This window comes from Planktotalea sp., from assembly GCF_018607965.1.
Taxonomy (GTDB): Bacteria; Pseudomonadota; Alphaproteobacteria; order Rhodobacterales; family Rhodobacteraceae; genus Planktotalea.
Genome location: NZ_JABBAM010000120.1, coordinates 1 through 9736, shown reverse-complemented (window position 1 = coordinate 9736; position 9736 = coordinate 1). Strand labels below are relative to the sequence as shown.

Annotated in this window: 9 protein-coding genes and 2 pseudogenes; 4 read left to right on the top strand and 7 right to left on the bottom strand. The window is 53.6% G+C overall.

Annotated features, from left to right (window positions below; genetic code table 11):
* The 7 genes from QZ279_RS11095 to QZ279_RS11065 all read right to left on the bottom strand — a co-directional run.
* The coding region (locus tag QZ279_RS11095; RefSeq protein ID WP_293450814.1) for a M3 family metallopeptidase at nt 1–2006 on the bottom strand (2006 nt) is incomplete at its 3' end.
* 46 nt (nt 2007–2052) lie between these two features.
* Nucleotides 2053–2844, bottom strand: coding sequence for an amino acid ABC transporter permease (locus tag QZ279_RS11090; RefSeq protein ID WP_293450816.1), 792 nt, complete (start codon nt 2842–2844; stop codon nt 2053–2055).
* A gap of 63 nt (nt 2845–2907) precedes the next feature.
* On the bottom strand, nt 2908–3702 hold the full coding sequence (locus tag QZ279_RS11085; protein ID WP_293450812.1) for a transporter substrate-binding domain-containing protein: 795 nt from the start codon (nt 3700–3702) through the stop codon (nt 2908–2910).
* Nucleotides 3703–3754: 52 nt separating this feature from the next.
* The gene (gene moeB, locus QZ279_RS11080; protein WP_293450810.1) at nt 3755–4789 is read right to left on the bottom strand and encodes a molybdopterin-synthase adenylyltransferase MoeB; all 1035 of its coding nucleotides are present in this window, start codon (nt 4787–4789) and stop codon (nt 3755–3757) included.
* Nucleotides 4789–5241, bottom strand: a complete 453-nt coding sequence (gene dut / locus QZ279_RS11075) for a dUTP diphosphatase (RefSeq protein WP_293450808.1) — start codon at nt 5239–5241, stop codon at nt 4789–4791. The genes moeB and dut overlap by 1 nt, the downstream gene beginning before the upstream one ends.
* 45 nt (nt 5242–5286) lie before the next feature.
* The gene (gene coaBC, locus QZ279_RS11070) at nt 5287–6483 is read right to left on the bottom strand and encodes a bifunctional phosphopantothenoylcysteine decarboxylase/phosphopantothenate--cysteine ligase CoaBC (RefSeq protein WP_293450806.1); all 1197 of its coding nucleotides are present in this window, start codon (nt 6481–6483) and stop codon (nt 5287–5289) included.
* Nucleotides 6484–6550: 67 nt separating this feature from the next.
* Complete coding sequence (locus tag QZ279_RS11065) at nt 6551–7429, bottom strand: RNA polymerase factor sigma-32 (protein WP_293450804.1); 879 nt, start codon at nt 7427–7429, stop codon at nt 6551–6553.
* A 113-nt stretch (nt 7430–7542) separates the two neighbouring features.
* Here QZ279_RS11065 and cobU point away from each other — a divergent pair, with 113 nt between their 5' ends.
* The 4 genes and pseudogenes from cobU to QZ279_RS11045 all read left to right on the top strand — a co-directional run.
* Nucleotides 7543–8061, top strand: a complete 519-nt coding sequence (cobU, locus tag QZ279_RS11060; RefSeq protein WP_293450802.1) for a bifunctional adenosylcobinamide kinase/adenosylcobinamide-phosphate guanylyltransferase — start codon at nt 7543–7545, stop codon at nt 8059–8061.
* Complete coding sequence (locus tag QZ279_RS11055; protein WP_293450800.1) at nt 8061–8636, top strand: histidine phosphatase family protein; 576 nt, start codon at nt 8061–8063, stop codon at nt 8634–8636. Before cobU ends, QZ279_RS11055 begins: the two co-directional genes overlap by 1 nt.
* A gap of 60 nt (nt 8637–8696) precedes the next feature.
* Nucleotides 8697–9564 (top strand): annotated as a pseudogene (locus QZ279_RS11050) (glutathione S-transferase).
* A gap of 77 nt (nt 9565–9641) precedes the next feature.
* A pseudogene (locus tag QZ279_RS11045) lies at nt 9642–9736 on the top strand (ATPase); the annotation flags it as partial.

Below are 9736 nucleotides of genomic sequence, written 5' to 3'. Positions count from 1 at the left end.
CGGCCCTTCAAAAGCGCCTCGACACCCGGCATCCGCCCACGGAACGCCATATAAAGGTCTGTCGCATCTTTCGACCCACCAGAACTAAGCACGGTATCCGCAAGGCGCTTGGCCGTCGCGCTATCAAACGGGCTACCCGCCTCTTCGAACGCTTCAAACGCGTCGGCATCCATCACCTCGGACCACATGTAGCTGTAATAGCCACTGGAATATCCGTCGCCCGCAAACACATGCGCGAACTGGGGTGTCGCGTGGCGCATCCCGATAGCGTGGGGCATTCCGATTTGTTCTAGAACTTCGGCCTGCTTTTGCATGGGATCAGAGGTTGCATCACCCTCGTGGAACGCCAGATCAACCAGCGCAGAGGCGACGTATTCCACCGTGGAAAAGCCCATATCATAAGTCGCAGCACCCAAAACCTTATCAAGCAAGTCCTGCGGCATCGGTTCGCCCGTTTCCGCGTGGGTCGCAAATTCGGCCAGAACCTCGGGGACTTCGAGCCAGTGTTCATAGAGCTGGCTCGGCAATTCCACAAAGTCACGCGCAACCGATGTGCCAGATACGCTTTCGTAGTCTACGTCTGAAAGCATTTGGTGCAGTGCATGTCCAAACTCATGAAACAACGTGCGTGCGTCATCATAGCTGAGCAGCGCAGGTTTGCCTGCGGATGGTTTTGCAAAATTGCAGACGTTGATCACGATCGGCGCTTGGACCTTTGGTTTCTTCGCCTGTCCACGCATCGCAGAACACCACGCACCAGAGCGTTTTGAACCACGCGCAAAATAATCCCCGATGAAAACCGCAACATGTTCGCCGTCGCGCAAGACTTCCCAAGCGCGACAATCGGCGTGGTAAAGAGGGATATCAAGTTGCTTGAACTCTAGGTTAAACAGACGCGTAGCGCAGGAAAAACTGGCTTCGATCATACGGTCTAGCTGTAGGTATGGCTTGAGGACCGCTTCGTCCAAATCATGCTCTGCCTTACGGCGTTGCTCAGAATAATAGCGCCAATCCCATGGCTCTAGCGGTCCATCAATGCCATCGGCGTATAACATTGTTTCCAAGATCGCAGCATCTTTGCCTGCTTGGGCCTTTGCAGGTTCCCAAACTTGCATCAACAAATCACGCACCACATCAGGGGTGCCGGCCATTTCGGTTTCCAGCTTGTAATGTGCGAAATCTGGATAGCCGAGCAAACGAGCACGCGTTTCGCGCAGCTTCAGCGTTTCACCGGCAATCCCACGATTGTCGGTTTCACCACCATTTGCACCACGCGCAGCCCAAGCCGCATAGGCTTTCTGTCGCAAATCACGATACGGGCTGAACTGTAGGAAAGGCACGATGATCGAACGTGACAATGTGACCACAGGGCCACCTGCATCCTTTTCATCGCCAGCCGCACGTGCCGCGTCTTGGACAAAATCAGGGAGTTCCGCGAGCGCCGCGTCTGGCAGCGGCATCGACCAATCGGACTCATCTTTGAGCAAATTCTGCACAAACTGCGTCCCCAATGTAGCGAGCCGCGACTTGGCGTCTTTCATCTGTTGTTCTTCGTCGCCCTTTAATGCCGCACCAGAGCGCACGAAACCACGGTGGGTCAGCATCAAAACGCGGGCCTGTTCGTCTGACAGATCAAGCGTGTCACGTGCATTCCAAAGCTGTTCTATCCGCGCGAACAGGTCTTCGTTTGCGGAAATCGCCGAACTATGCGCAGACAAAAGCGGTGAAAAATCGCGCTGCAATTCTTGGCGTTTTGGCGTGCTATCCGCCCCCGCGAGGGAATAGAAAACCGACAACACTTTGTCCAAATCCTCGCCTGCCCCTTCCATCGCTTCAATGGTGTTTTCAAATGTGGGCGCATCGCTGCTGGCGGCAATCGCGTCGATCTCTGCCATGTGGGCTGTCAAAGCCTCATCCAAGGCGGGCGCAAAATGATCGTCCTCGATGTCTGCAAAGGGTGCAATTTTAAACGGGGTCGTCCACGTTTGAAGCAATGGGTTGGTCATGAGGTGTCTCCTTTGCATCAGACTTAGGGTGCAGGCGCGCCAGTTGCTAGCCCCGCTTGTTGCGCAAATGTGCCTCAAGCCTGCGTAGCACCAGCGAAAGGCCAACAGTCATGAACAAATAAACCAACGCGACCACGTTGTAGGTTTCGAAATAGCGAAAATTGCCAGCTGCAGTGACCTTGCCGAGCTGCGTGACGTCCAAAACCCCGAGCACGGACACCAGCGAGCTATCCTTGATCATCGCAATGAAGTCATTGCCAAGCGGCGGCAGGATCATGCGGATCGCTTGCGGGAAAACAATAAAGCGAAAGCGCTGCCAACGACTAAGGCCCAGCGCATTCGCAGCCTCGATCTGACCTGGATCAACCGCTTGCAAGCCTGCGCGAAACACTTCGGCAATAAACGCAGAATAGCCGATCATCAATGCGATAATAGCCCGCCATAGAAGCGAGAAATCACGCATCCGAATGGGGTCAAGTCCAAGGGCATCCCCAAGGTAGTTGCGCAGCGCCACCATCGCAGGGGCCAACACAAAAGCCACATAAAGCAGCAAAACCATCATCGGAATGCCGCGTACAATTTCAACGTAAAAACGCGTGATTTGCCGCACGACGAGGAACTTCGACATCGAGCCAAGCGCCAATAACAACCCCAAGACGGAGGCCATCGCAAAACCCACAAGCGTCACGAAGATCGTAACGCGCGCACCCTTGGTGAGCGTACCCAGAATTTGCGCATGCAGGTCATCCGTTAAAATTCGATACAGAAAGAACAGCCCAATCGACGCAGCAATCAAAAGCCACCACGGAAAATCGTCGTCCTGTTGAGGGGAGGGCATCATGTTGAGGGATATGTCCGTAAAAAAGGCGCTCTCTTAAAGAGCGCCTTTGAGCGTCTTGGCTTAGCCACCGATTTTATAATCGAGGAACCATTTCTTGTTCAGCGCAGCAATCGTGCCATCGGCAGTCATGTCTGCGATCGCCGCGTTCATCGCTTCAACCAGATCGCTCCCTTTGGGGAAGATAAACCCGAAATCTTCTGTACCCAGCTTTTCTCCAATGATCTTTAGACCGCCATCAGACGCCTCGACGTAGCCGTTGCCAGCCGTGCCATCTGTCAAAACCAGATCAACATCGCCCGTGCGCAGAGCCTGCACTGTCGCGCCAAACGTTTCCATCAACTGGATACGCGGGTTGGCTTCGTCGCCATCAAGCACATCGTAAACACCAACATAGAACGGCGTCGTGCCCGGTTGTGCGGCCATCATCAGATCCGCATCAGCAGCAAAGCTTTTGGCATCCGTGAAACGATCCTCATCACCACGTACTAACATGACCATTTCAGAGGTCATGTACTTGTCAGAAAAATCCACTTTTTCTTTGCGATCATCGCGGATGGTAATTCCCGTCATGCCCATATCAAACTGACCACCAGACACCGCAGGGATCATCGCATCCCAAGAGATGTTTTCATAAGCAACCGTGATGTTGATCCGCTTGGCGATTTCAGCGACCGCATCGTATTCCCAGCCGATCGCGTTGCCTGTGCTTGGCTCAATGAACTGCAATGGGGGGTATGCGTTTTCCGTTACGACGACGACGTCGCGCCCATTTAGATTGGGCAAATGTCCACCCGCTGTTGCGACTGTGGCAAGGGCTGCAAAACCGAATGCTGCCAATGTTGTTGCAAATTTCATGTGTGATCTCCTTGATTGGGCTAAGCACACTATGGCGCTCACTTCAGATTCTTCAACCACCGCAAATGGAACAATCTGCGCGCGGTTTCAGCCGCATCTTGCGCGTTTCCCCATAAAGACCATCGTAGATCAGCATTTCACCACGCAGCACGGTGCCAGCGCTAGTTATCAACTTGATCGCTTCTTGCGCCATCATCGCACCAATCACACCAGGAAGTGGCCCAACAACGCCTGCCTCTGCACACGAGGGCGCAAGCTCTGCCGACGGCGCGCTTGGGAAAATGCATTGATAACAAGGCGCATCGTTTGTGGGATCAAAGACACTCAATTGCCCTTCCCATTGGCTCAACGCGCCTGAAATAAGCGGTTTGCCTTGCGCGACAGCAATTCGATTAATCAGGTAGCGCGTTTCGAAATTATCGGTGCCATCAAGAATCACATCGTAATCTGCAAACAAGTCGCTGGCGATCTCATCTGTTAAGCAACGATGATAAGGACGTACGTCCACATAGGGGTTCTGTGCCAGCATTGTCCTTTGCGCCGAGAAGACTTTGGGCGTCCCGATATCTTCATCGCGATGAATGACTTGGCGCTGTAGGTTTGCGTTCTCGACCATATCATCGTCGATCACCCCTATCGTTCCCACACCCGCCGCCGCCAAATATTGCAAAGCAGGCGCACCAAGGCCCCCTGCCCCAACAATGAGGATCTTCGCATTTTCGAGCTTTTTCTGCCCCGTGCCACCGATCTCACGCAGGACGATATGGCGGGCATAACGCTCTAGCTCAGTTGCACTAAACGTACCCTTTGGTTCAGGGCGAACGTCCTTGATTTGTATCCGTTTGCGCAACGTATTTAGGCCAAAGCGATACAGCAAGAAAAGACCCGCGAACCCCACGATCAAAAGATAAGGTGCGGGCGTTCCACCAAACGCTGTTCGCAGTCCGTGCCCCTCAGGAAACAGAAATAACACGCCAATCACTGCGGCAAACAACACTCCAATCATAGTCCAACATTGGGCTTTGGGCGCGCCCATGAACGCACCAAGTCCATAAATTCCACCAGCAAGGATCAAGACCAAAAGCATCAATCGCGCCCTGTTGAACCAAAGCCGCCATCACTTCGCAGTGTTTCAGATAGATCTTCGACAAGTTCAAAATCAGCACGCACTACAGGCGCTACAACCATCTGTGCGATCCGCGCGCCGTGCGAAATTGTGAAAGGCTCGGTTCCCGCGTTCATAACAATCACGCCCAAGGGCCCACGATAGTCGCTATCAATCGTTCCCGGCGCATTCGGCAAGGTAATCCCATGTTTCAAAGCCAATCCAGAGCGGGGCCGCACTTGCACCTCAAACCCTTCAGGGATCGCCATGCGCAGACCTGTCGGCACCAAAGCACGCGCTCCGGCCTCCAAAACAAGCTCGCCGCGATCCGCAAAATTGGCCCGCAAATCCGCGCCTGCAGCACCCACACTTGCGTAGAACGGCAAGCCCAATGTACGATCCGCACCCTCGTCCCAAACGAATTCAATGCGCATGCGCAAGCCTCTTCATCTTTCTAAATAAACTTAATGACAGCACTCTCAACGCACCAAAGCATCAGCAATTTTTAACGCCAACTTCTCAGCCACAGCATCTTTGCCCATACGCGGCCAGTCCTCAGAACCACCTTCGCAAATCAAGACGACATCGTTTTCAGAACCACCCATGATCCCTGTTTCAGGGGACACATCATTTGCAACAATCCAATCACATCCTTTGCGCTTTCGCTTGGCGGTCGCATTGACGATCACATCATCTGTTTCAGCTGCAAAACCGACAACCAAAGACGGACGCCTGTCCTTCATCTGGCTCACACGTGCCAGAATATCGACGTTCTCGGCAAATTCCAAAACTGGCATCTTGCCATCTTTCTTCTTGATCTTGGACGCGCTTTCAGATGCCACACGCCAATCGGCAACCGCGGCAGCAAAGACACCCGCATCGACGGGCAACGCCGCTTCGACCACCTCTAACATCTCGGCAGCACTTTGAACTTTAACAACCTGCACGCCAGCTGGAGGTTCAATATCCGTGGGTCCTGTCACAAACACGACGTCTGCCCCAAGGCGCGCCAAGGCTGCGCCGATCGCAGTGCCTTGCGCACCTGATGAGCGATTAGCGATGTAGCGCACAGGATCAATCGGTTCATGCGTCGGACCAGACGTCACAAGGATGCGCTTACCCTTCAAAGGCCCATCGCTAAACGCCGCTTCAATCGCCTCAATAATTTCTAAAGGCTCTGCCATACGGCCTGGGCCGTATTCGCCACACGCCATATCACCCTCATTAGGACCAACGACAGAAACACCGTCTGTTTGCAACGTTGCCAGATTGCGCTGTGTCGCAGGATGATCCCACATGCGCACATTCATCGTGGGTGCAATCAACACGGGCGTATCTGTTGCAAGCAGCAAAGTAGACGCCAAATCATCAGCGCGCCCTTGGGCCATTTTTGCCATCAAATCCGCGGTTGCGGGAGCCACTACCAACAAATCAGCCGAGCGCGACAATTGGATATGTCCCATCTCTGCTTCTTTGGTCAAATCGAACAAATCGCTATGCACCTCTGCCCCAGACAGCGCAGAAACAGACAAGGGCGTCACAAATTCTGATCCCGCACGCGTCAAAACAGGGATCACGGATGCACCGCGCTCTCGCAGCTTACGGATCAGGTCCAGCGATTTATACGCAGCGATTCCACCACCGATGATCAAAAGAATATGTTTGGAAGAAAGCATGCGCGCGCCTCAATAGCTATTTCGCATAAGCTACGGCGCGCGCGCGATCACTACAAGCGCTAGCGCATCACGCAAGGAACGCGTGGACCTCTTCGCCCTCGGCTTCCAACGATTTACGCATCTTTTGGAACGCCGCCGCTTCCAATTGGCGAATTCGCTCTTTGGACAGCCCAAGCTCATTACCAAGGCTTTCCAGCGTACGCGGATCATCGCGCAATTTGCGCTCACGCACGATGAAACGCTCGCGTTCGTTCAAGTTGTTCAACGCACTCAACAACCATGTGCGCATCTGCGCTGTGTCATGCGCGTTCTCGACAATTTCTTCTGCTTGTGCGCCATCATCTTCCAATGCATCAATCCATTCGCGGCCTTCATCCTCAACAGATTGCGTCGCGTTCAGAGAGAAATCCGAACCAGACAAGCGACCGTGCATCATTTCAACATCGTTCATCGATACGCCGATCTCTGTCGAAATCAACTGGTGCAGCTGATGGCGATCCAACTCTTCACCGCGCTGCTGTGCTTCACGTTCAAGACGCGCCTGCACACGGCGCATGTTGAAAAACAGCGACTTTTGAGAAGACGTTGAGCCCGTGCGCACCATAGACCAGTTACGCATCACGTGGTCTTGGATCGACGCTTTGATCCACCAAACTGCATATGTGGAAAAGCGTACGCCGCGATCGGGATCAAATCTTTCCGCGGCCTTCATGAGGCCCAAGCTGGCCTCTTGGATCAAATCGTTCATCGGCGCGCCGTAGCGGCGGAACTTGGAGGCCATGGAAATGGCAAGGCGCATGTAAGCTGTGATCAAGCGGTGCAACGCAGCCTCGTCGCGCTCGTCGCGCCAAGCATAGGCAAGTTTCAATTCCGTTTCCGCATCCAGCATTTCCGCTTTCATTGCTTTGCGTGAAAACCGTGCTTCGCCAACATTATCCAAGGCCATATCTTTTCCCCTCCAGTGCATTTGAACCCCATCGCCGAGCGCGGGTAGTTTTAATCTGGTGCTAAACAAGATACGCGGGGGGCAGTAATTCGGATCACTTGGAGCGGATAAAAATGTTTGGGAAACTCACTTTGGTGATTGGGGGTGCTGCATCCGGCAAGTCCGCCTTTGCCGAAAACCTAATCGTTCAAAGCGGATTGTCGCGGGTCTATCTGGCGACAGCCCGTGTTCTGGATGATGAAATGGGTGTGAAAGTAGAGCGCCATAAACAAATGCGCGGCACGGGTTGGAAGACCTTGGAAACCCCGCTGTCGCCAGCGGATGAATTGACAGATCTGCACGCAAACGAAGCGGTCCTGCTTGATTGCGCGACCATGTGGTTGATGAACCATTTAATGGACGAAACCGACATAAGCGTGGCTGAGAAGGCATTGATTGACGGGCTTAAATCCTGCAAAGCCGATTGCGTGATCGTCACCAACGAATTGGGTCTTGGCATTGTTCCCGCTGACGCTTTGTCACGAAAGTTTTGCCAGAAACAGGGCGAGTTGAATCAGCGTCTTGCCACAAAAGCCGACACAGTAGTCAACGTGATCGCAGGCTTGCCCCAAATTCTGAAAGGTACACTGTGATGCAGCGCCTCTTCCTTGTGCGCCATGGTCCAACCCACGCAAAAGGCATGATTGGCTGGACCGATTTACCCGCTGATCTATCCGACACCAAGGCTTTGGCACGTTTGGATGCACATCTTCCTAAAGCCGCCCGCATTGTATCCTCTGACCTAGTACGAACAATCGAAACAGCAAACGCAATCCAAGCGGAAAGAACGCGTTTGGCCCATGACAGCGACCTACGCGAAATGCACTTTGGCGCTTGGGAAAATCGCAGTTTCAAAGACGTGTCTGCAGACACCCCTGATCAGGTACGCGCGTTCTATGAAAACCCCGGTGACATCGCACCACCGAACGGCGAAAGCTGGAACATGGTGCGTGCGCGCGTTTCGCCAGCGGTGAATCAATTGCTTGCTGACGACCCAAGCGACCTAATCGTTGTTTGCCATTTCGGTGTCGTCCTTAGCCAATTGCAACGTGCGACAGGATTGGCAGCCTACGAAACATTCGCCCAGCGCATCGACAATCTGTCGGTCACCGAAGTCTTGATCAAAGACAGCGCATGGCAAACTGGTGCGATCAATCATTGTCCGTGATGGACTTCTTCACAATTCATTGTTTGCGAAGATATATCGGTGCGCGCTAGCCTGCCGCGTATGAGCTATAATCTATATATTGGCGATTACGCCTATTCGAGCTGGTCCCTACGGGGGTGGCTTCTAGTGAACCGTTTTGGGCTAAAGGCACAAAGCAAAATGATCCCTTTTGCCGCTTAAGACGTCGCAGATCAGATGTCTGAAATCGGAATGGCGCGCACGGTTCCAACATTGGTGACCGACGATGGCGCAGTTATTTCCGAAGCCGCAGCGATTGCCGAAGAACTTGCAACACGTCACCCAGACGCGGGCATATGGCCAAGTGATCCAAAGACCCGTGCAATCGCACGCACCCTTTTGTCCGAGATGAACACAGGATTCACGTCCTTGCGCTCTGAGTGCCCGATGAGCCTGCGCGTGTGCTATTCGGACAGTGCCCCCAGCACCGACGTTCTTGCGGATCTGAAGCGTTTAGAAGCGATTTGGGCCTATGCCCGTAGTCACGAATCAAGCGATGGTCCATGGTTGTTAGGTGAATACTGCGCTGCCGATGCTTTCTTTGCTCCCGTTGCCGGACGCATCGCTGGATACTCTTTGCCGGTCGGGCCAGAGGCTTCGGCATACGTCGCAGCGCACCTCGCAGATCCCGCGTTTCGACGCTGGCGCGCGATGGGAATGGTGCTTGGCCCCGATCTGCCTTGGCATCGTAAGGACTATCCAAAAACAGATTGGCCCCGGCCCCAGACCTCGTGCGGCAAAAGCAGTTGAACAAGGAACACTCGAGAACGCCACATGCCCCTATTCCGGGAAAGCGATCACACATCTTATGGAAATGGACGGCCGTATTTTCGGCTTTTGCAATCCGTTCTGTCGCGACAAAACCGTCGCAGATCCGAAAGCGTGGCCCGCCTTCTTGGCCCTCGTTTAAACAACAATTAGCAACCCTGTTTACCAATCTTAAAGGGTTTCTCCGCTACGCCAGCGTGGTTAACAGGAGAAACCCGAATGGTCGCGCTTGCCTACACAGTTGCTTTTGAAGGCGTCAGCGCACGCAGCGTCGAAGTTCAATGCGCTGTCACCCCTGGATTACCCGCGTTTTC